The following is a 21,684-nucleotide window of genomic DNA, read 5'->3' on the forward strand; positions in this document are numbered from 1 at the left end:
TGGTCCGCCGCGCGGGATCGGCTCGGGATCTGCTCAGAGGATCACGAGGTCGTCGGCGTGGACGATCTCCCGCCGGTAGTGGCGGGGCAGGTCCGACGAGCGCCGCCCGATGATGCCCGGCAACTCGGTGGCGTCGTAGTTGACCACGCCCCGGGCCACGACCGCGCCGTACGGGCCCACCAGGTCGACGACGTCGCCGGAGACGAAGTCGCCGTCGAGGCCGTGCACGCCCGGGGCCAGCAGCGACCGCCGCCGCTCGACCACCGCGCTCACCGCGCCCGCGTCGAGGTCGAGGCGCCCGCGGACGTCGGCGGCGTGCTTCATCCAGAACAGCCGCGCGGACATCCGCCGCCCCGACGCCCGGAAGGCCGTGCCGACCTTCGGCCCCTCCGTGTCGAGGGCTTCGGCCACCTCGTCGGCCGCAGCGAGCAGCACCGGGATGCCCGAGGCCGACGCCATCGCCGCCGCGGTGATCTTCGTGGTCATCCCGCCGGTGCCCAGGCTGCCCTGACCGGGCTTCGCCACCGTGACGGCGTCGAGGTCGGCCGGGGACCCCACCTCGGCGAGCAGGGTGGAGCCGGGGCGACGGGGATCGCCGTCGTGGAGCCCGTCGACGTCGCTGAGCAGGACCAGCGCGTCCGCCCCGACGATGTGCGCGACCAGGGCGGCGAGCCGGTCGTTGTCGCCGACGCGGATCTCGTCCGTGGCCACGGTGTCGTTCTCGTTGACGACGGGGATGACGTCGAGCCCCAGCAGCCGCTCGAGGGTGCGCTGGGCGTTGCGGTAGTGCGAGCGGCGGATCATGTCGTCCGCGGTGAGCAGGACCTGGCCGATCCGCTGGTCGTGGCGCAGGAAGGAGGCCGAGTACGCGTGCGCGAGCAGCAGCTGCCCGACGCTCGCGGCCGCCTGCTGCGTGGCCAGGTCCCGGGGGCGGCGGACCAGCCCGAGCGGCGCCAGGCCGGCCGCGATCGCGCCGGAGCTGACCAGGACGACCTGCGACCCGGCGGCCCGCCGGGCGGCGAGCGCGTCGACCAGCCGATGCAGGCGGGCCGGATCGAGCCCCCCGGCCAGGCTGGTCAACGACGACGACCCCACCTTGACGACGACCCGGCGGGCGTCGCCGAGCAGCCTGCGGGTGTCGGTCACCGCGACCACCCGCGAGTCGCGTCGTGAGCTCCGGTGAGTCGGGCTGTGGGCTTCGGGCACCGCGCCGCGGGGTGAATCTCAGCGCCCGACTCGCCGGAGCCGAGAGCCCGACTCGCGGGGAGGGCGGTCACCGGGACGCGTCCGCGTCGCCGGGGTCGTCCCAGATCTCCAGCTCGTCGTCGCCGAGCTCGAACAGCTCCTCGTCGTCCTCGTCGGCGGCGTCGTTGGTCCAGCGGGCCTCGTGGGCGTAGCTCGCGCCGGCGGCCAGCTCGGCGTCCGTGAGGTGCCGCCGCCGGGCCAGCTTCGCGAGCTTGCGCTCCGCGGCCGACACGCGCGCGGCCCCGCCTTCGACCCGCGCGTCCGTACCGCGTCCGGACATGACCCGGGCCACCCCGGCCGGGGTGCTGGGCTGCCAGTCGAAGGTGACGTCGCCGATCGTGACCGGGCAGCCCGGGACGGCGCCGGCCTCGGCCAGCGCGTCCTCCACGCCGAGCCGGGCGAGCCGGTCGCCGAGGTAGCCGACCGCCTCGTCGTTGTCGAAGTTGGTCTGCCGGATCCAGCGCTCGGGTCGGGGCCCGCGCACCAGGAACCCGCCCTCGAGCTGCGGGTCCGGCTCGACGGTGAACCCGGCGTCGTCGACGGCCTGCGGGCGCAGCACGATCCGCGTGGGCTCGACGACGGGCTGCGCGGCCCGGTACGCCGCCACCTGCTCGCCCATCGCGAAAGCCAGCTCGCGCAGGCCCTTCCGGCTGGCGGTGGAGATCGGGAAGATCGGCCAGCCGAAGCGCTCCTGCAGGTCGGCGGTCACGATCTCGACCATGTCGGCGGCGTCGGGCACGTCGATCTTGTTGAGCGCGACGAGCCGGGGCCGGTCGGCGAGGTCGCCGCCGAGCGCCGGGGTGTAGCGGGCGAGCTCGTCCTCGAGGGCCTGGACGTCGGCGACGGGGTCGCGGCCGGGCTCGAAGGTGGCGCAGTCGACGACGTGCACCAGCACCGAGCAGCGCTCGATGTGTCGCAGGAAGTCCAGGCCGAGCCCGCGGCCCTCGGAGGCGCCGGGGATGAGACCGGGGACGTCGGCGACGGTGAACACCTCGCTGTCGGATCCACTGCCGGCGGTGACCACGCCGAGCTGCGGGACGAGCGTGGTGAACGGGTAGTCCGCGATCTTCGGCCGGGCGGCGGACAGGGCCGCGACCAGCGAGGACTTCCCGGCGGACGGGAAGCCGACGAGGCCGACGTCGGCCATCGAGCGGAGCTCGAGGGTGAGGTCGCGGGCCTCCCCCGCCTCGCCGAGCAGCGCGAACCCGGGCGCCTTGCGGGCGCTGGAGGCCAGCGCCGCGTTGCCCAGCCCGCCGCGGCCGCCCTCGGCGGCGACGAAGCGGGTGCCCGGCCCGACCAGGTCGGCGACGATCTCGCCGCGCTGGTCGAACACCACCGTGCCGTCCGGGACGCGCAGCTCCAGGTCCTCGGCGTTGGCGCCGGCCCGGAACCCGCCCTGCCCCTGCTTGCCGTTCTTCGCGACGGCGTGCGGGCGGTGGTGGAAGTCGAGCAGGGTGTGCACACCCGGGTCGACGACGAGCACCACCGAGCCGCCGCGGCCGCCGTTGCCCCCGTCGGGGCCGCCGAGCGGCTTGAACTTCTCGCGATGGATCGACGCGCAGCCGTTGCCGCCCGCCCCCGCGGTGGCGTGCACGACGACCCGGTCGATGAACCGCGACATGTCTGACTACTCCTCTACACGCGCCCCGGCGGCGCACCCGCCCAGACGAAACGAGCGGCGGACCCCAGCCCGGGGCCCGCCGCTCGCGAACTGCCTGTGGTGGTCGGGCCTCAGGCCTCGACCGGCACCACGTTGACGACCTTGCGGCCGCGCTTGTGGCCGAACTGGACGGCGCCCTCGACGAGCGCGAACAGCGTGTCGTCGCCACCGCGGCCGACGCCGTCGCCCGGGTGGAACTTGGTGCCACGCTGGCGGATCAGGATCTCGCCGGCGTTGACGGTCTGACCGCCGAACCGCTTGACGCCCAGCCGCTGAGCGTTCGAGTCGCGCCCGTTGCGGGAGCTGGACGCACCCTTCTTGTGAGCCATGGCGCAGGTCTCCTTACGCGCTGATGCCGGTGACCTGGACCTTGGTCAGCGGCTGACGGTGGCCCTGACGCTTGTGGTACCCGGTCTTGTTCTTGAACTTGTGGATCCGGATCTTCGGGCCCTTGGTGTGCTCGACGACCGTGGCGGTCACCGAGGCCTTGGCCAGCGCATCCGCATCCGTGGTCAGCTTGTCGCCGTCCACGAGCAGCACGGCGGGCAGGCTGATCTCGGCGCCGGGCTCACCGTCGATCTTCTCGACGGTGACCACGTCGTCGACGGCCACCTTGTACTGCTTACCGCCGGTCTTGACGATCGCGTACATCGTTGACGCACGACTCCTGAAACTCTCGGGGGGACTCATGGGCGGCCCGGTCCCGCGGACGGGCACGGCACGCACGCCGCAGCACTAGGCCGCGGCTCCTTGACTCCCAGGGTACGGAAGGGGAAATCGCAGGGTCAAACCGGGTCCCCCCCGGTCGATCCCTCCGGGCCGCCCGGCGCCCCCGCCCCGACGGACGAGCTCACCGGGAGCGTGACGGTGCCGGCTGCCTCGCCCTCGCTCGGCGGGCCCGCCGGGCGCGACGCCGCCCGCCGCGACCTGCGCGGACGGGAGGTGACGGCCGTGTCGTTCGCCGGCTCGGGCCGTGGCGGTGCCGCGGGGGCGGAACCGGAGTCCGGCAACGGGGCCGTGACGACGACAGGCTCGGCCGCCGTGCTGGGCGCGCCGGCCGAGCGGGTGACCCGGCGACGCTTCTCCGGCCTGGCCGGGGCGTCGGCCGCCCCGGTGGACCCGGCCGGCCCGGTGGGCTCGGCCGGCCCGGTGGGCTCCGCGACGGCGGGGGTCGCCGCCGCAGGCTCCGGGGCGTGCCCGTTCGACGTCGTCGGAGGCACGTCCTGGGACCCGTCCTCCGGCCCGTCCTGGGGCGCAGCCGCAGCCCGGGCCGCCTCGGCCGACACCGCTCCGGCCGACGCCGCCTCGGTGGGGGCCGCCTCCGGAGCCGGGGCCGCCGACTCGGGGCCGGTACCCGGGGCCGGCGTCGCCGCCTCGGGGGCCCCCGCGGAGTCCTCCGCGGAGTCCTCAGCGGTGTCCTTCGCGGGCTCCTCCGGCACCTCCGCCGTCACGACGACGGCCTCGGCGCTGCCCGAGCTGCCGGCCGGCCGCTCGGCCCGGCGCCGGCCACGCCGCCGGGCGGGACGGCCGGTGTCCGGCTCGTCCATGCCCACGGGCGCCTCGGGGGTCTCGGCGACCGGGGCCGGGAGGACCGGGGCCGGGGTGGCCTCGACCACCTCGGTGACCGCGGCCGGCCCGGCGACGCCCGCCGGCGTGTCGGTGTCCTCGACGTCGGCGACGTCGGCGGGCGCGGTCCCGCTCGCGTGCCGTGCGGCCGCCACGATCTCGGCGGCGGCCGCCGCCGCGCTGCGGGTGTTCGGCGCGTGCGTGTGCTCGGCGCGGTCCTCGCCGCGGCGCCGGCCGCGCTTGCGGCCGCCCTCGCCGCCGCCGCCACCCGCGGTGTCGTCCACCGGGTGCACGTGGTCGCCGTCGGTCGAGACGATCACGCCCCGGCCGCGGCAGTGCTCGCACGGGGTGGAGAAGTGCTCGAGCAGCCCGCCGCCGACCCGCTTGCGGGTCATCTGGACCAGGCCGAGCGAGGTCACCTCGGCCACCTGGTGGCGGGTGCGGTCCCGTGCCAGGCACTCGGTGAGCCTGCGCAGCACCAGGTCGCGGTTGGCCTCGAGCACCATGTCGATGAAGTCGACCACGATGATGCCGCCGATGTCGCGGAGCCGGAGCTGGCGGACGATCTCCTCCGCCGCCTCCAGGTTGTTCCGCGTGACGGTCTCCTCGAGGTTGCCCCCGGAGCCGGTGAACTTGCCGGTGTTGACGTCGATGACCGTCATCGCCTCGGTGCGGTCGATCACCAGCGTGCCGCCGGAGGGCAGCCAGACCTTCCGGTCCAGCGCCTTGAGCAGCTGCTCGTCGATCCGGTGCTCGGCGAAGACGTCCTTCGGCCCGACGTGCCGGTGCAGGCGGTCGGCCAGCTCCGGCGCGACGTGCGCGACGTAGTCCGAGACGGTCTCCCACGCGTCGTCGCCGGACACGGTCAGCGAGGAGAAGTCCTCGTTGAACTGGTCCCGGACGACCTTGACCAGCAGGTCGGGCTCCTCGTAGAGCAGCGCGGGGGCCTTGGGTGCCTTCGGGCCGGTCTTCTCCGACTTCTCCTTGACGACCTCCCACTGCGCCTGCAGCCGGCGGACGTCGCGCTCCAGCGCCTCGTGGCTGACGCCCTCGGAGGCCGTGCGGATGATCACGCCGGCGTCGGCCGGGACGATCTCCTTCAGCATGTCCTTGAGGCGCTTGCGCTCGACGTCGGGCAGCTTGCGGGAGATCCCCGCCGCGCCACCGCTCGGCACGTAGACCAGGAAGCGGCCGGCCAGGCTGATCTGCGTGGTCAACCGGGCGCCCTTGTGCCCGACCGGGTCCTTCGTGACCTGGACGAGCACGCTGTCGCCGCTGCTCAGGGCCTGCTCGATGCGGCGGGCCTTGCCGTTGAGCCCGGCGGCGTCCCAGTCGACCTCGCCGGCGTAGAGCACGGCGTTGCGACCGCGGCCGATGTCGACGAACGCGGCCTCCATGCTCGGCAGGACGTTCTGCACGCGGCCGAGGTAGATGTTGCCGACCATCGACGCGGGCGCCGACCGGTCCGACGACCCGTTGCCGCCGCCGGCGACGAAGTGCTCCACCAGCACCCCGTCCTCGAGCACGCCGATCTCGGTGCGCGGCCCGCTCTGCCGGACCACCATCGACCGCTCGACGGACTCGCGGCGGGCCAGGAACTCGGCCTCGGACAGGATCGGGGGCCGCCGGCGGCCGGCGTCGCGGCCGTCCCGGCGGCGCTGGCGCTTGGCCTCGAGCCGGGTGGAGCCGCGGACGGACTGCACCCCGTCGTCGCCGGAGTCGCGGGAGTCGCGGGAGTCCTTGTCGCGGTCCTTGTCCCGGCCCTGCCGGACCTTCGTCACGGTGTTCGGCGGGTCGTCGTCGCCGCGCTCGTCGGACGCGTCGCCCGCGCCACGGCGACGGCGACGGCGACGACGGCGGCGCGAACCGCCGGCCTCGCCCTCGGCCTCGTCGGCGTCCTCGTCCTCGGCTTCGGCGTCCTCGGCCGACTCGTCGGACTCCGCGGCGTCTCCGGCGTCCTCGGGGCCGTCGCCGGCCTCCGCGGTGTCGCCGTCGGTGTCGTCGCCGGCCTCGCCGTTGTCCCCGCGGCCACGGCCGCGTCCGCGACGGCCCCGGCGCCGACGGCGGCGGGCCGCGCCGTCGTCGTCGCCCTCGTCCGACCCGTCGGCCCCGTCGGCGGTCTCGGCCGCCTCGCTGTCGTCGGTCGCCTCCGGCTCCTCGGCCGGGGTGGCCTCGGCCGGGGTCCCGGTGGTCTCCTCGGCGGCCTCCGGCTCGGCCTTGCCGCTGCGGCGGCGGGAGCGCCGGGGCTTCGGGGCGGTCTCGTCCTCGGCGGGGGCGGCGCCGGTGTCCGTGGTCCCGGTGGCGGCCTCGGTGGTCCCGGCGGGCTCGGCCGGCGTGGTGGCCTTCCGGCGCCGGCCGCGGGCCGGAGCGGCATCGGGCTGGGGAGCCTGGAAGAGCGGTGCGGGCGGGGCGAAGACCGGGGAGAGGGGGCCGTCGGTCTGCGCGGCCGGGGTGTCCGCGACGGGCTGCTCGGCGGCCGGGGAGGACCCCTGCCCGGCACCGGTGGTCTCGGCGGCGGCCTCTGCGGCCGTCTCGGCGGTGGGGGCCGTCTCCGGGGCGGCGGGCTCCACCGTGGCGGCGGGCTCGGGGGAGGCGGACCGGGCCCCGGGCTCGGCAGCGGGCTCGGCGGCGGGTGCAGCGGACGGCTCCGCGACGGCCTGCTCACCGAGCAGTGCGGTGACGACCTGCTCGGCCGTCTTCCGGTCGACGCCGGCCTGTGCGCTCCGCGCGGCGTTGCCGAGATCGGCGAGCGCCGCGAGAACCTCCTTGCTGGTCCGCCCGATCAGCCGGGCGAGGGCGTGCACACGCAGCTTCTCCGGCAGTTCCGACACGGAGAACTGCCCGCCGGAACCCCCGGCGGGCGCATCGTTGATCGACATCCAACTCCTTCGCCCCCGGGCGCCCCTCGAGGGCGGCCGCACAGGGGCCTCACGCGTTCTCCCGTCCCGCGGTGCGGGCCGGGCAATCCTGGTCGCTCGGTGTGCTCGACGTCGCGTCCGACCGGCCCACCCCGGGCCGGCGTCGCACCGCTCCGCGGCGGTCAGGCCCGGGCGGTGACCCGGCCGGGACCGAGCGGATCGGCGAGGCGGCCCCGGTCGTCGAGCAGGCCCTGCGCCATCCGGGTCGCCTTCGCGGGCACCGGCGGCTTCAGACCTGCGACAACGTCGAGTGCGCCCAACACGTCGTCGGGTCGAACAGCGGGTGTCGTCTGCCGTACGACCGCGGTCAGTATCGCACAGTCCGGCCCGGCGGCGTCCGGTTCCGGTGTGACCCCGCCCGGTACGTCACCCGCCGGCGGGCCGCCCGCGGCCGCATCGTCGCAGGCCGTGACGGTCGCCGACACGACCGCCGCCCGGACGTCGATCTCCCGTCGCCCGGCCGGCATGACCCGCTCGACCACGAGCGCGTCGCGCGCCAGGAGCGCCTCGACCGCCGCCCGCAGCGTCCCCTCGGGAACACCGGGCAGGGCGATCCGCCACAGGCTCGCGTCGACCCGGTCCGCGAGGGCCGGCGGCTCGGCGACCACCGCGTCGAGGATGTCGAGGCCCTCGGGCAGGGCCGCGTCGAGCGCCGCCCGCACGACCTCCGGATCGACCTCGCGGGTGAGGCCGATCTCGAGGTACTCGGCCTCGCTGGCCGTGCCGGTCGGGGCCGCGCCGATCCACGAGATGCGCGGGTGCGGGCTGAATCCGTGCGAGTGCGACACGGGGACGCCGGCGCGGCGCACCGCGCGCTCCACGCTGCGGGCCACGTCACGGTGCGACAGGAACCGCAGCCGCCCGCGCTTGGCGAAGCGCACGCGGATGCGCTGCACCGTCGGCGGTGCGGGGTTCGCGGCCTCCCCGGGTCGCACTCGAGCCATGCGGGCAAGGGTAGGCCCCGGCCCCCGCGCTCCCGGCGCCCGCCCACCCGCCGCGCCCGCCCGGGCGGTCGCCGACGGAGCCCCGATCCGGCGGTTGGGGTGCGGCACTTCCGGGGACACACTCGGCACGGTCGGCACGGTCGGCATGGTCGGCACGGACGCCGGACGCGGCGCACCGGGAACGGGAGCGAGGTCGAGGGCGGGGTCGGGAGCGTGGACGAGAGCAGCAGCCTCGAGGAACGGGCCGGCGACGGCACCGGGCAGGCGGACGACGAGGGCCCGCGCGGGATCGGCGTGCCGGCACCACGGAAGGGTGGGAAGGACGACGCGACGGAGGACGCCCCTGAGGGTCCGATCATCTCGCCCGGGCCCCACTCGCTGCGGCGGTTCTCCGTCGGCCGGCGCCCGGGCGACATCGTGCGGGTCCTCGTCGCGGCCGCGGTCGTCACGCTGTGCACGTTCGCGGCCGACGGCGTGGTCAACCCCGTGGAGGCGGCGATCTTCGAGGAGATCGGCGCCCTTCCCGCCGGCTTCGCACCGGTCGCCAGAGGGCTGCTCTGGGTGGGGTCGTGGGTCGGCGTGGCCGGGGCGGCGGCGATCGCCCTCTACGTCAAGCACGTTCGCGCGGCGCTGCAGATGGTCGCCGCCGGCGTCGTCGCGTGGGTGGCGACGACGGCGCTCGGCCACCTCGTCACGGCGCGGCCCGTCCCGCCCGAGCTCCTGGTCGAGACCGGACTGCGGCTCCCGGGGCCGGAGGGGTTCGCCTTCGCCGCGACCCACACGGCCATCGCGGCCGCGCTGGTCACGGCCGTCGCCCCGTACCTGCCGCGCAAGGCCACCTCCGGCGCCTGGGTCGTGGCGGCCGCGGTCGCGCTGGCCGAGGTGTACCTGGGCGTGCTGCCGCTCGCGGTGTTCGCCGGCGCGGTCGTCGGCTGGGGGGCCGGCTCGGCGTCGCACCTCGTCGGCGGGGCGCCGGGGCGCCGGACCTCCGTCGAGGCGGTGCGCCGCACCCTGGAGCTGGCCGGGCTGCGCCCGGACGGGATCCAGGAGGAGCGCACCCACCTGCTGGGCCCGCGCCGCTTCACGATCACCACCCGGGACGGCGGGCGGCTCGTGGCGCGCACGGTGGCGCGGCTGCACCGACGGGCGGGGCCCTGGTACCGCTTCCGCCGGCTGCTCGCCACGATCGACGTCCAGGACGTCCCCCGCCTCTCGAGCACCCACCACGAGGTCGAGCACGAGGCGTACGTGTCGCGCCTGGCCGAGGCGGCCGGGGTGCGGACCCCGCACGTGGAGCTGGCCTGCGTGATCGAGCACGGCTCGCCGGTGCTGGTCCACCGGGTGGTCGAGGGGCGGCGGCTCGCCGACCTGCCGACCGCGCAGATCGACGACCCCCTGCTGGACGCGATCTGCACGCAGGTCGCGCTCCTGGGCCGGGCCCACATCGCCCACCACGACCTGCAGGCCGACAACATCCTGGTGGACGCCGAGGGGAACCCTTGGCTGCTGAACTTCACCTTCGGCCAGGTCGGGGCGAGCCCGGCGCTGCTGGCCCAGGACCTCGCCGACGTGCTGATCACGCTGGTCGCCATCGTCGGTGTCGACCGGACCGTCACGGCGGCCCACCGGGCCCTCTCCGCGGACCGGCTCGAGGCGGCGCTGGCCTACCTGCAGCCCCTCGCCCTGCACCGCGGGGTCCGGGAGCAGATCGCCGAGGGTCACTACCTGTTCAGCGAGCTGCGCGAGGCGCTGGCCGATCGGATCGGGCGCCCGCTGCCGAGCTACCCGTCGCCCGTGCGGCCGCGCGCGCTGGTCACGATGCTGTTCCTCGGCGGCGCGATCTACCTTCTGCTGCCCCAGTTCGCCGACCTCCCGCAGACGCTCGACCTGCTCCGCGGCGCCAACTGGTGGTGGCTCGCGCTGGCCGTGTTCACCGGGATGCTGGCGATCGTGCTGTCCGCGGTGTCCCTGCTGGGCTCCTGCGACGCCCACCTGCCGTTCCGGCGCACCGTGGAGGTGCAGGTCGCGGCCGCCTTCACCGGCCGGACCACACCCGGCGGAGTCGGCTTCTTCGGGATCAACATCGCGTTCATGGAGAAGCTGGGGCTGCGCCGCTCGCTCGCCGTCGGGGTGACGATGCTCAACCTGGCGGCGACCGGCGTGGTCTCGGGGGTGATCTGCGTGGTCGGGGTCTTCGCCGTGGGCATCACCGGGACGCTCCGGTTCGTCAAGATCCCCACCGGCTGGCCGTTGCTGGGCGCGATCGCCGGGATCCTCGTCCTCGCCGGGCTGGTCCTCGGGTCACCGCTGGGCCGGCGGCGGATCGTCCGCCCCGGCCTGCAGGTCGTCCGCCAGCTGTGGGGGGCGATCCGCCGCCCGGTGCGGGCCGCGCAGCTGTTCGGCGGCGCCGCCGCGTACCACCTGGTCTCCGCGCTCGGCCTGGCCACCTGCCTGGCCGCCTTCGACCCGCACTTCCCGTGGCTGGAGGTGCTGGTGGTGTTCGTGGTCGGGCAGACCCTCGGGCACATCGCCCCGACGCCCGGCGGCCTCGGCGCGGTGGAGGCGCTGCTCGTGGCCGGGCTCGTCGCCGTCGGCGTGGCCCCCGCGCCGGCGGTCGCGGCGACGCTGACCTCGCGGCTGCTGACCTACTGGCTGCCGGTGCTCCCCGGGATCGGCATGTTCCGCTACCTGCAGCACCGGGGCGTGGTCTGACGGGCTACCCCGCCCCCGGCTCGAGGACCAGCAGGGTCTCCCCCGCCGGCCGGAAGCCCGCGCGGCGGTAGAAGGTCGTGCTGCGGGCGGTCGGGGCGAGGATCAGCCGCCGGTACCGGCGGTCCCGGGCGTGGTCGACGACGGCCTGCAGCAGGGCGCGCGGGACCCCGCGGTCGGCGAAGGCCTCGAGCACGAAGGCGTTGCCCACCTGCCCGACCTTGCCCGCGCGCGTCCCGGGCCGGGGCATCGGGACGATCTCGACGACGTTGATCGAGCCGATCGGCGTCCAGCCCGCCCGGTCGCTGCCGATCTCGGCCAGCCAGAAGGTCCGCCGGGGCTGCTCGACGCGCGCCCACTGCGCGAACGCCGCCTCGAAGCCCTGGTCGGAGACCGGGCGGCCGGCCCGCTCCTCGGTCCAGGCGCGGCGCAGCCTCGCGAGGGCCTCGACGTCGCGCTCGTCCGCGACGCGGACGGTGATCTGCCGGGTGCCCGCCGACTGCGACCCGGCCGGCTGCGGTTCCTCAGCCACCCAGCTCCCGTCCGACGGGGTTCACCACCGTCAGCGGGAGCAGCGTCGTGCCGCTCGGCCCGACCTCGATGTCGGCGCCCGTCGAGGGGCACACCCCGCAGTCGAAGCACGGGGTCCAACGGCAGTCGTCCTGCTCCCGGCCGGACAGCGCGTCCTGCCAGTCCGCCCAGAGCCAGTCCCGCTCCAGCCCGGAGTCGAGGTGGTCCCAGGGCAGGATCTCGCCCTCCTCGCGCTCCCGGGTGGTGAACCAGTCCAGCGAGACGCCGAGCGGCTCCAGCTCGTCCTTCGCCGCCGTGATCCAGCGGTCGTAGGAGAAGTGCTCGGACCAGCCGTCGAACCGGCCGCCCTCGCGCCACACCCGCTCGATCACCGCGCCGACCCGGCGGTCGCCCCGGGCGAGCAGGCCCTCGATGAGCGAGGGCTGCCCGTCGTGGTAGCGCATGCCGATGTTGCGGCCCAGCTTCCTGTTGCTGTTCACGGCCTCGCGGAGCTTGCGCAGCCGGGCGTCGACGACGTCCGGGTGCGCCTGCGCCGCCCACTGGAACGGCGTGTGCGGCTTCGGGACGAACCCGCCGATGGAGATGGTGCAGCGCACGTCGTTGCGGCCCGAGGCGGCGCGGCCGGCCTGGATGACCCGGTGCGCCATGCCCGCGATCTCGAGGACGTCCTCGTCCTCCTCGGTGGGCAGCCCGCACATGAAGTACAGCTTGACCTGCCGCCAGCCCTGCGCGAACGCCTCGGACACGGTGCGGATGAGGTCCTCCTCCGACACCATCTTGTTGATCACCCGGCGGATCCGCTCGGACCCGCCCTCGGGGGCGAAGGTGAGCCCGGAGCGGCGGCCGTTGCGGCTGATCTCGTTGGCCAGGTCGATGTTGAAGGCGTCGACGCGGGTGCTCGGCAGCGACAGCGAGGTGTTGGTGCCCTCGTAGCGGTCCGCCAGGCCCTTGGTGATGTCGGCGATCTCGGAGTGGTCGGCGCTCGACAGGCTGAGCAGGCCGACCTCGTCGAACCCGGAGGCGCGGACGGCCTGGTCGACCATCGCGCCGATCCCCTGCAGCGACCGCTCGCGCACCGGACGGGTGATCATGCCCGCCTGGCAGAACCGGCAGCCGCGGGTGCAGCCGCGGAAGATCTCCACGCTGGCCCGCTCGTGCACGGTCTCGGCCAGCGGGACCAGCGGGGCCTTCGGGTAGGGCCACTCGTCGAGGTCGCTGGTGGTGCGCTTCTGGACGGTCGCCGGCGCTCCCGGCTCGGGCGTGACCGCCGCGATCGCGCCGTTCTCGTAGGTCACCGAGTACAGCGACGGGACGTAGCAGCCGTCGGTGTTCGCGAGCCTCATGAGGAGCTCGCGCCGGCCGCCGGGCCGGCCCTCGGCCTTCCACGCCTTGACGACGTCGGTGATGTCGCCGACCACCTCCTCGCCGTCCCCGAGCGCGGCGACGTCGACGAAGTCGGCGATCGGCTCGGGGTTGAAGGCGGCGTGCCCGCCCGCGACGACGACCGGGTGGCTCTCGTCGCGGTCGGCGGCGTGCAGCGGGATGCCGGCGAGGTCGAGCGTGGTCAGCAGGTTGGTGTAGCCCAGCTCCGTGGAGAAGCTGACGCCGAGCAGGTCGAACGCGCCGACCGGGCGGTGCGAGTCGACCGTGAAGGCCGGCACCCCGTGCTCGCGCATGAGCTCCTCGAGGTCCGGCCAGACCGCGTAGCAGCGCTCGGCGAGGGTGTCGGCGCGCTCGTTGAGGACCTCGTAGAGGATCATGACGCCCTGGTTGGGTAGGCCGACCTCGTAGGCGTCCGGGTAGAGCAGCGCCCACCGGACCTCGGCGGACTCCCACGGCCTGGTCTGCGCGTTCAGCTCGCCACCGACGTACTGCACGGGCTTCGACACACGCGGCAGCAGCGGTTCGAGGGCCGGGAAGACGGACCCTGACAGCACAGCGCTCACGCGGACCCAGGGTAGCCCCGCGCCGGTTCCTCCTCCGCACACGGTTCCGCACACGCTCCCCCGCCACGCTCCCCGTGACCGCCACCACCGAGCGGACGTCCGACGAGGAGCCCCCATGAGCACCCCCACCACCGACCCGATCCGCACCATCGGCCCCCGGCACCGCGCGCTGTGGGCCGCCGGCGACTACGGCACGGTCGCCGCCGACCTCATCCCCGGCCTGGGCGCGGTCCTCGTCGAGGCCGTCGATGTGCGGTCCGGGCAGCGCGTGCTCGACGTGGGCGCGGGCACCGGCAACGCCTCGATCCCGGCCGCGGCGGCCGGCGCCGAGGTCGTCGCGTCCGACCTGACCCCGGAGCTGCTCGAGCAGGGCCGCCGGATCGCCCGCGCACGCGGGCTGTACCTGGAGTGGGTCGAGGCCGACGCCCAGTCGCTGCCCTTCGAGACCGGCGAGTTCGACGTCGTGATCTCGTGCGTGGGGTCGATGTTCGCGCCGTTCCACGAGCGCACCGCGGCCGAGACGCTGCGGGTCTGCCGGCCCGGCGGCACCATCGGGCTGATCAACTGGACGCCCGAGGGCTTCGTCGGGCAGCTCTTCGCCACCATGAAGCCCTTCGCGCCGCCACCCCCGCCGGGCGCCCGGCCCGCACCGCTGTGGGGCAGCGAGGAACACGTCCGCGAGCTGTTCGGCACGGGCGTGCGGGCCCTCCGCGCCGAGAAGCGCACCTGCACCCTCGACGTCAGCGACTCGCCGCAGGACTTCCGCGAGTGGTGGAAGCGCCACTACGGCCCCACGATCGCGGTCTACCGGAACGTGGCCGGCGACCCGGCCCGCACCGCCGAGCTCGACGCCGCCTTCCTCGACCTCCTCACCCGGACGCGGACCGGTGGCGTCTGGGAGTCCGAGTACCTGCTCGTCACGGCCGAACGCGCCTGAGCCGGACGGCCGAATCCGGCCGAACGGACGACGTCGGACGTATCGGGCGCTGCCATCCTGGGCTCCTTCCCAGCGGACGGGAGGACGCGGATGGATCCGGGCGGGGCGGGACGGGGGGACGACAGCGGGGCGGGGCCCGCCGTCGTGGTCCGCCTGCTCGGGCCGCCGCGCGTCGAGACGCGCGGGCCGCGCCCTCCCGTCCCCCGGGGGCGCAAGCCGTGGGCGCTGCTCGCGCTGCTGCTGACCTCGACCGGGCCGGTCCCCCGCGGGCGGGTCCAGGACCAGCTGTTCCCCGACGCCGAGGACCCGCAGGCCGCGCTGCGCTGGACGCTGAGCCAGGTGCGTCGCGCCGTGGGGGACGCGGTCCGGATCGAGGGCGACCCGCTGACCTGCGAGCTCGCCGACGGCGTCCGGGTCGACGTCGTCGACGTCCTGGCCGGGCGCGCACCCGCCGGCTGGCCGCTGGCCGACGCCACCCTGCCGCTGCTCGAGTGCGCCGAGCCCGACGTGCCCGAGTTCGCCGCGTGGCTGCACGGCCGCCGGCACGCCCTGGCCCGGGACGGGGCGCGGCTGCAGCGGCGGCACCGGCCGCGGCGCCAGTCCCCCGCCAGCCGGGCCGCGGTGCGCGAGCTCGTCCGGGTGGGCGAGCAGGTGATGGACTCGGGGGCGGCCCGCGACGGCACGGCGATCCTCGCCGGCGCGGTCCGGCGGGCCCGGGAGCTGGGCGACGACGTCGTCCTGGCCGAGGCGCTCGCGCACTACGGGCGCGGGTACGTCCACGCCGTCGCCAGCTCGGACCCCGGCGCCGCCGCCGCGTTGCGCGAGGCCGACCGGCTCGCCACGCGCGAGGGCCTGGCCGACATCGCCTCGCTCGCCCGCCGCGAGCTCGGCTTCGTCGCCACGGCCACCGGCGCCCCCACCACGGCGCTGCGGATGCTCGCGAGCGCCGACGCCGCGGCCGGGGAGCGGCCGGAGCAGCGGGCGGGCGTCGCGCACGTGCGCGGGTTCGCGCTGATCGACACCGGGCTCTCGGAGTGGGCGGTGCGCGAGCTCGACGCCGCCGTCGCGCTCGCCGAGACCGCGGACCGGCCCCGCGCGTTCACCGCCGCGATCGCCATGCGGGCCCGGGCCCGGCTGCAACGCGGCGAGGACGAGGCGGCCGCCGCCGACGTGGGCGAGGCCCGCCTGATGGCCGGTGAGCTCGGGTGGACGTCGATGCGGCCGTGGATCGACGCTCTGCACGGCGAGGTCCTGCTCCGGGAGGACCGCGTGGCGGAGGCCGAGGCCGTCCTCGCCGACGCCCACACCCTCGCCGAGGTCCTCGACGACGCCTGCTGGATCGCCCTGACCAGCCGCGGCCTCGCCGTCGCCCGGGCCCGGCTGGGCGACCCGGCCGCGGCCGCGACGGCCCTCGACGGTGCCTGCGCCACCCTCGTCGCCGACGCCGACGTGTGCTGCTGGATCGAGCTGCACCTGCGCGACACGCTCTGCGGGATCACCTCGGACCTCGACCGGGCCGCGGCGCTGCGCGAGGCCGCGCTGCTGGCCCGGCGCGCCGAGCACACGGGACTGGCGGAGTACGCGGTGCGCGCCGCCCGGCACCGCGCCCGGCTCGGCGACACCGACGCCGCCGCCGACGCGCGGGCCCGGGCCCTGCCGCACGACAACCCCGCCCTCCTCCGCGACTGACCCGCCGCGGTCTCGCGAACGGCTGTACCGCACATGGCGCCTGGGTGTGTCGCGACCGAGGGGTGTGGCAGCGCCGGCGGGTGCGGCGCCCGGGCGGGTGCAGCCCGCCGGGCGGGTGCAGCGCGCCGGGCGGGTGCGGCGCGCCGGGCGGGTGCGGCGCGCCGGGCACATGCCGCAGCGCCGAGCGCTGATGCAGCGCTGGGCCGGGGGCGACGACGTTCGTCGCGGTGCCCGATCGCGGGCCTCGAGGCCGAGCCGCCGCCTCGATCCGGACGCTCCCGGGCAGGTGCCCGGGGACCGCGGTCAGTCGAGGAGGCCGGCGATGCGCAGGGCGGCGCGGACGTCCTCGTGGTGCCACTCGTCGAGCGGGACCAGCGGCAGCCGGATGCCCCGGGGCATCAGCCCCATCTCGGCCAGCGCCCACTTCACCGGGATCGGGTTGGGCTCGGCGAACAGGGCGCGGTGCAGACCGGCGAGGTCGGCGTCGATGGTGGCCGCCTCCTCGGCGTCGCCGGAGATGGCCGCCTTGCACATGCGCGCCATCGCCTCGGGCGCGACGTTCGCGGTGACCGAGATGTCGCCGTGGAAGCCGGCGAGCATGCTGGCGCGGGCGGTGGCGTCGTCGCCGGAGTAGAGCGCGAAGTCCGTCAGCCCGAGCGCGACGAGGTCGCGCACCCGGTCCAGGTCGCCCTTGGCCTCCTTGAGTCCGACGATGTTCGGCACCTCGGCGAGCCGCTCGACGGTCGAGGGCAGCATGTCGCAGGCGGTGCGGCCGGGGACGTTGTAGAGGTACTGCGGGATGTCGACGGCCTCGGCGACCTTCTTGAAGTGCCGGAACAGGCCCTCCTGCGGCGGCTTGTTGTAGTACGGCGTGACCAGCAGAGCCCCGTCGGCGCCGGCGGCCGCGGCGGACTTCGTGAGGTGGATGGCCTCGTCGGTGTTGTTCGCGCCGGTGCCCGCGATGACCGGGACCCGTCCAGCGACGACGTTGATCGTGCGGCGGATGACGTCCGTGTGCTCCTCGACCGACAGCGTGGAGGACTCGCCGGTCGTGCCCACGGACACGATCGCCGCGGTCCCGGCCAGCACCTGCCGCTCGACGAGTCGCTCCAGTGCCTCGTGGTCGATCGAGCCGTCCTCCCGCATGGGGGTGACCAGCGCGACGAGACTTCCGGTGATCATGATCATCCCCTTCGTGACGCGAACGCGACGGCGACGGCGACGGTAGCAAGCGCGCGTGGCGCGGGCCCAGGGCGATCCGGCCCGGGTGAGCAGGGTCCCCGGCCCCGGCCCGGGCGGTGCGGAGGTGGTGCTGGCCCCACCCCCGCACGGGGGGTGGGCGCGCCCGGATCCGGGGGCTCGCACGGGCGACCCGCTCCCCGTCGGTCCCTAGCGTTCCGGGCAGCGTCGCGTCACGGAAGGAGCGAGGGAGCGGTGATGAGCGCGGTGTCCCCGACGGCCCCGCCGGTGCGCCGGCGGCCCCGTCCCACGCCGCGTGAGCTGCCCCGGCTGCGCGAGGCGGGCACGGCCGCGGCCCTGCTCGCGGTGGCTGCGCTCGGGCTGCGGTGGTGGGGGTCGCCGTGGCACGACGTCCCGGTCACGCGCGTGGCCCAGTGGCACATCCGGACGCTGCTGGGCCTCGGGCGGGCCGGCCGGGTACCGGTCCTGCTGCTGCTCGGGCTCGCGGTGCTCGCGCTGGTCACCGGCGCGCTGGCCCGCTCCGGCCGGCTGCCGTGCTGGCCGCACCAGGTCGCGCTGGCCGCCGCCGGGGCCACCTCGGTGCTGGCCGCGGCGCAGACGGTGACCCGCTGCCCCGTGGCCCTCGGCGCGTGGCTCACCGGGCTGCTGGGCCTGGTGGCCCTGGCCGGCTCCGTGGTGCGGTCGGAACGGCCGGCGCAGGGATCGGCGCACGGATCGGCACACGGACCAGGGTCACCGCAGCAACAGCGCTTCCAGCCTGCGCGCGGCGACGACAACCCCGACCGCAGCCATGACCAGGAAGTACGCGAGATGGCCGAGCAGGCCGATCTGGACCGCCCCGGTGGTGAGCCCACGCATCAGCTCGACCGCGTGGAACAGGGGTAGGCACTCGACGAGGATCTGCAGCGGCCGGGGGTAGACGCCCAGCGGGTAGAAGGTCGTTGCGAACAGGAACATCGGCAGCACGGCGAGGGTGACCAGGTCGAAGTCCTGCCAGGAGCGCATGAACGAGGTCGCCGCCATCCCGACCGCCGCGAACGCGAACGCGACCAGCAGTGCGGCCGGGAGCGCAAGCAGCGCCCAGGGTGACGTGATGAGCCCGGCGACCGCCATGACCGAGAGGAAGCCGGTGGCGTAGAGCCCGCCGCGCAGCAGCGCCCAGCCGATCTCGCCGAGCGCGATGTCGACCGGGCCGAGCGGGGTGGCCAGCATCGCGTCGTAGAGCCGGTTGTACTTGAGCTTGAAGAAGACGTTGAACGTCGCGTCGAAGACCGCCCCGTTCATCGCGGACGCGGCCAGGAGCCCCGGGGCGATGTAGGCGGCGTAGGAGATCGGCCGCCCGTCCGGCCCGGGCAGCTCGCCGACCAGCGAGCCCAGCCCCGACCCCATCGCCAGCAGGTAGAACACCGGCTCGGCGAACCCGGACACGATCGCCGGCCAGGTGCGGCGCGAGGCGGTCGCGGACCGCAGCAGCAGCATGCGCGAGCGGCCCGCGTAGCTGCCGCCGGGCAGCAGCCGCGCCCACCCCGGAGCCGAGCGCGTGGCGGTGTCGGCAGCGGTCACGGCGCGAGCCTCCGGGTGAACAGCCGCACCGACAGCCACACGCCGACGGCGAGCAGCGCGAGCAGGTAGGTGAGGTTGCCGAGCACCGCCCCGGCCGTGCCGGTGCCCAGTGCGGCGGCACGGGCCAGCTCGGTGCCGTGCCACAGCGGCGAGATCCACGCCAGCGGCTGCACCCACGCCGGCAGCGCCGCGACCGGGAAGAACGTGCCGGAGAACAAGGTCATGGGCAGCACGACGAACCGGAACAACGCGTTGAACGCCGCGCCCTCGTCCTCCCGACTCGCCGAGAACGCCATGACCGGCGCCGCCACGGCTGCCCCGGTCAGCACCGCCGCGCCGAGCGAGCCCAGCACCCCGATCGACGCGGCCCCGCCGAACACCGCGATCAGGACGAGGTAGACCGCGCCGGTGAGCGTCATCTTGGCCGCGACCCAGACGAGGTGGCCGAGGGCGATCTGGGCGCCGGTGAGCGGGGTGGCCGCCATGCCCAGGTAGACGCGCTGCCACTTGAACCCGGACAGCACGGGGTAGGTCATCTCGAAGGCCGCGCTCTGCACCGTGGACATCGCCAGCAGCGCCGGGGCGAGCCAGACCAGGTACGGCACGCCGCCGGTGGCCGCCTCGGCCCCGGGGCGGGTCGCGATGAGGCTGCCGAAGCCGAGGCCGAACGCGAGCAGGAACAGCAGCGGCTGCAGCACCGACGACACCGCGGTGGCGCGCCAGTTGCGCCGGTACCAGCGCCAGAACGACTCGACGACCAGCAGCACCCCGTGCACCCACCGAGGTGCCGCCGCCGGGGTCGCACGGGCGGGTGCGCGTTCCTCGACCGCCATCAGTCCACCAGTGTCCGGCCCGTGAGGCGGAGGAACACGTCCTCCAGGGTCGAGCGCCGCACCAGCGCGGACAGCGGCCGCAACCCGGCGGAGTGCAGCGCGGCCTGGGAACGCTCCCCGTCGGCGGTGTAGAGCAGCGCCCGGTCCGGGAGCATCTCGACCCGCTCGGCGTGCCGCTCCAGGTCCGCCGCCCCGGGCCGGTCCGCCGGGGCGAACCGCAGCTCCAGCACCTCCCGCGTCGACCATCGCTCGATGAGCTCGGCGGGCGACCCCTCGGCCACGATCACCCCGCCGTCCATCACGACGAGCCGGTCGCACAGCTGCTCGGCCTCGTCCATGTAGTGCGTGGTGATGATCTGGGTGACGCCCTCGCGCTTGAGCTGGTACAGCCGCTCCCACAGCAGGTGCCGGGCCTGCGGGTCCAGGCCCGTGGTCGGCTCGTCGAGCAGGAGGAGGTCGGGGTCGTTGACCAGGGAGCGGGCGATCGTGAGCCGGCGCTTCATGCCGCCGGACAGCGGTTCCACCCGGTCCTCGGCCCGCTCGGTGAGCCGGGCGAACTCCAGCAGCTCCGCCGCCTTGGCCCGCACGTGCCGGCGCGGCAGCCCGAAATAGCGGCCGTAGATCTCGAGGTTCTCCCGGACCGACAGCTCGGTGTCGAGGTTGTCCAGCTGCGGGACGACGCCGAGCCGGGCCCGGATCCGTGGCCCGTCCCGGTCCGGGTCCATCCCCAGGACCTGCAGCGATCCCGACGTTCGGGGCGAGACGCAGGCGATCATCCGCATGGTCGAGGACTTGCCCGCCCCGTTGGGCCCCAGGAAGCCGAAGACCTCGCCCTGGGCAACGTCCACGTCGATCCCGCGGACGGCCTCGAACGCGCCGAAGCGCTTGCGCAGGTCCCGCGCCTGGACCATTCCGTCCCCCACGTCCGGAACGCTAACGGGCCGGACCGACACTTTCTCGTCGATTCCGGGGACCCGGCCCGATCTCGAGCTGGAACCAGTGCTCGTCGCGGACGTCGTCCGCGCCGAGCCGCAGGGCGCGCGGGAAGCGGCCCACCTCGGTCCAGCCCTGGCCGGTGTAGAAGCCGGGGAGCCCGGTGCCGCCCCGGGCCGACAGCAGCAGCTGCCCGAACCCGAGCTCCCGCGCCCGGCCCACGGCGGCGGCCAGCAGCCGTCCGCCGAGCCCCTGCCGCTGCCGGTCCGGGTGGATCATCAGCCGCAGCACGGTCGCCCGGTGCGCGACGACGGGACCCGCGCCGGGCTGCAGGAAGGCCGTGCCGACCAGCGCAGCCCCGTCCCGCAGGGCGAGCATGTGCAGCCGCCCGGCACGGACCTCGGCGAGCGTCGCCCCGGCGAGGTCGCGGATCTCGCCCTCCGGCGCGTCCGGCGGGAAACCGACGGCCCCGCCCGCGCGGGTCACCCCGACCCAGAGGTCGGCGAAGGCCGCCTCCAGGCCGGTGGGATCGAGGACGGGGGCGAGCCCGCCCACCGTCACAGGTTCGGGAACCAGAGCTTGATCTCGCGCTCCGCGGACTCGGGCGAGTCCGAGCCGTGCACCAGGTTCGACTGGGTCTCCAGGCCGAAGTCGCCGCGGATGCTGCCCGGGGTGGCCTTCTCCACGGGGTCGGTGCCGCCGGCGATCTGCCGCCACGCCGCGATCGCGCGCGGGCCCTCGGCCACGGCCGCGACCAGGGGGCCGGAGGTGATGAACTCGAGCAGCGACTCGAAGAAGGGCTTGCCGTCGTGCTCGGCGTAGTGCTGGCTCGCCAGCTCGCGGTCGACGGTGCGCATCTCCAGCGCCACCAGTGTGAGGCCCTTGCGCTCGATGCGCGCCAGGCACTCGCCGATCAGGTTCCGGGCGACGCCGTCGGGCTTCACGAGGACCAGGGTGCGTTCAGTCACGCGCCGGAGCGTAGCGACGCCACGCGACGGGTCCTCACCGGG

General features: G+C 75.5%; 17 protein-coding genes. 3 read left to right on the forward strand and 14 right to left on the reverse strand.

Annotated elements, in window-relative coordinates:
- Positions 1 to 33: 33 nt before the first annotated feature.
- The 6 genes from proB to LWC33_RS12440 form a co-directional block, all read right to left on the reverse strand.
- A complete protein-coding gene (proB, locus tag LWC33_RS12415; protein ID WP_233304464.1) occupies positions 34 to 1,146 on the reverse strand; it encodes a glutamate 5-kinase in 1,113 nt (370 codons plus the stop codon).
- 127 nt (positions 1,147 to 1,273) lie between these two features.
- Positions 1,274 to 2,866 (reverse strand): GTPase ObgE, encoded by a 1,593-nt coding sequence (gene obgE, locus LWC33_RS12420; protein ID WP_233304465.1) that lies wholly within the window; start codon positions 2,864 to 2,866, stop codon positions 1,274 to 1,276.
- Between the two features lie 110 nt (positions 2,867 to 2,976).
- Positions 2,977 to 3,234: a 50S ribosomal protein L27 gene (gene rpmA, locus LWC33_RS12425; RefSeq protein ID WP_037043345.1), complete on the reverse strand. Its 258-nt coding sequence runs from the start codon at positions 3,232 to 3,234 to the stop codon at positions 2,977 to 2,979.
- Between the two features lie 13 nt (positions 3,235 to 3,247).
- Positions 3,248 to 3,556, reverse strand: coding sequence for a 50S ribosomal protein L21 (gene rplU / locus LWC33_RS12430; RefSeq protein WP_093087499.1), 309 nt, complete (start codon positions 3,554 to 3,556; stop codon positions 3,248 to 3,250).
- A gap of 134 nt (positions 3,557 to 3,690) precedes the next feature.
- Positions 3,691 to 7,350, reverse strand: a complete 3,660-nt coding sequence (locus LWC33_RS12435; RefSeq protein ID WP_233304466.1) for a translation initiation factor IF-2 N-terminal domain-containing protein — start codon at positions 7,348 to 7,350, stop codon at positions 3,691 to 3,693.
- 161 nt (positions 7,351 to 7,511) lie between these two features.
- A complete protein-coding gene (locus tag LWC33_RS12440; RefSeq protein WP_233304467.1) occupies positions 7,512 to 8,333 on the reverse strand; it encodes a TIGR03936 family radical SAM-associated protein in 822 nt (273 codons plus the stop codon).
- 213 nt (positions 8,334 to 8,546) lie between these two features.
- Here LWC33_RS12440 and LWC33_RS35945 point away from each other — a divergent pair, with 213 nt between their 5' ends.
- Positions 8,547 to 11,045, forward strand: coding sequence for a lysylphosphatidylglycerol synthase domain-containing protein (locus tag LWC33_RS35945; RefSeq protein ID WP_233304468.1), 2,499 nt, complete (start codon positions 8,547 to 8,549; stop codon positions 11,043 to 11,045).
- Between the two features lie 4 nt (positions 11,046 to 11,049).
- On the opposite strand, the gene LWC33_RS12450 is transcribed toward LWC33_RS35945, so the two are convergent.
- Together LWC33_RS12450 and LWC33_RS12455 are read right to left on the reverse strand one after the other, a co-directional pair.
- Positions 11,050 to 11,574 carry a GNAT family N-acetyltransferase gene (locus LWC33_RS12450; RefSeq protein WP_233304469.1) on the reverse strand — a complete coding sequence of 175 codons (525 nt, stop codon included), beginning with the start codon at positions 11,572 to 11,574 and terminating at the stop codon, positions 11,050 to 11,052.
- Positions 11,567 to 13,510, reverse strand: a complete 1,944-nt coding sequence (locus LWC33_RS12455) for a TIGR03960 family B12-binding radical SAM protein (RefSeq protein WP_233304539.1) — start codon at positions 13,508 to 13,510, stop codon at positions 11,567 to 11,569. The genes LWC33_RS12450 and LWC33_RS12455 overlap by 8 nt, the downstream gene beginning before the upstream one ends.
- A gap of 124 nt (positions 13,511 to 13,634) precedes the next feature.
- Between LWC33_RS12455 and LWC33_RS12460 the strand changes: the two genes are divergently transcribed.
- Together LWC33_RS12460 and LWC33_RS12465 are read left to right on the forward strand one after the other, a co-directional pair.
- Positions 13,635 to 14,456 carry a class I SAM-dependent methyltransferase gene (locus LWC33_RS12460; protein WP_233304470.1) on the forward strand — a complete coding sequence of 274 codons (822 nt, stop codon included), beginning with the start codon at positions 13,635 to 13,637 and terminating at the stop codon, positions 14,454 to 14,456.
- A gap of 90 nt (positions 14,457 to 14,546) precedes the next feature.
- Entirely contained in the window at positions 14,547 to 16,145 is a 1,599-nt protein-coding gene (locus tag LWC33_RS12465) for an AfsR/SARP family transcriptional regulator (RefSeq protein WP_233304471.1), read from the forward strand.
- Positions 16,146 to 16,448: 303 nt separating this feature from the next.
- Here LWC33_RS12465 and dapA read toward each other — a convergent pair whose 3' ends face one another.
- The 6 genes from dapA to ndk form a co-directional block, all read right to left on the reverse strand.
- Positions 16,449 to 17,327 (reverse strand): 4-hydroxy-tetrahydrodipicolinate synthase, encoded by an 879-nt coding sequence (gene dapA, locus LWC33_RS12470; RefSeq protein WP_233304472.1) that lies wholly within the window; start codon positions 17,325 to 17,327, stop codon positions 16,449 to 16,451.
- A 750-nt stretch (positions 17,328 to 18,077) separates the two neighbouring features.
- The gene (locus tag LWC33_RS12475; protein ID WP_233304474.1) at positions 18,078 to 18,908 is read right to left on the reverse strand and encodes an ABC transporter permease; all 831 of its coding nucleotides are present in this window, start codon (positions 18,906 to 18,908) and stop codon (positions 18,078 to 18,080) included.
- Positions 18,905 to 19,741, reverse strand: coding sequence for an ABC transporter permease (locus LWC33_RS12480; RefSeq protein ID WP_233304476.1), 837 nt, complete (start codon positions 19,739 to 19,741; stop codon positions 18,905 to 18,907). Before LWC33_RS12480 ends, LWC33_RS12475 begins: the two co-directional genes overlap by 4 nt.
- The gene (locus LWC33_RS12485; RefSeq protein ID WP_233304540.1) at positions 19,741 to 20,652 is read right to left on the reverse strand and encodes an ABC transporter ATP-binding protein; all 912 of its coding nucleotides are present in this window, start codon (positions 20,650 to 20,652) and stop codon (positions 19,741 to 19,743) included. Before LWC33_RS12485 ends, LWC33_RS12480 begins: the two co-directional genes overlap by 1 nt.
- A 22-nt stretch (positions 20,653 to 20,674) precedes the next feature.
- Positions 20,675 to 21,229: a GNAT family N-acetyltransferase gene (locus tag LWC33_RS12490; RefSeq protein WP_233304478.1), complete on the reverse strand. Its 555-nt coding sequence runs from the start codon at positions 21,227 to 21,229 to the stop codon at positions 20,675 to 20,677.
- A 2-nt stretch (positions 21,230 to 21,231) separates the two neighbouring features.
- Entirely contained in the window at positions 21,232 to 21,642 is a 411-nt protein-coding gene (gene ndk, locus LWC33_RS12495) for a nucleoside-diphosphate kinase (protein WP_233304479.1), read from the reverse strand.
- Positions 21,643 to 21,684 lie beyond the last annotated feature (42 nt).

Origin of the sequence: Pseudonocardia terrae (assembly GCF_021343995.1) — a bacterium.
Lineage (GTDB): Bacteria > Actinomycetota > Actinomycetes > Mycobacteriales > Pseudonocardiaceae > Pseudonocardia > Pseudonocardia terrae.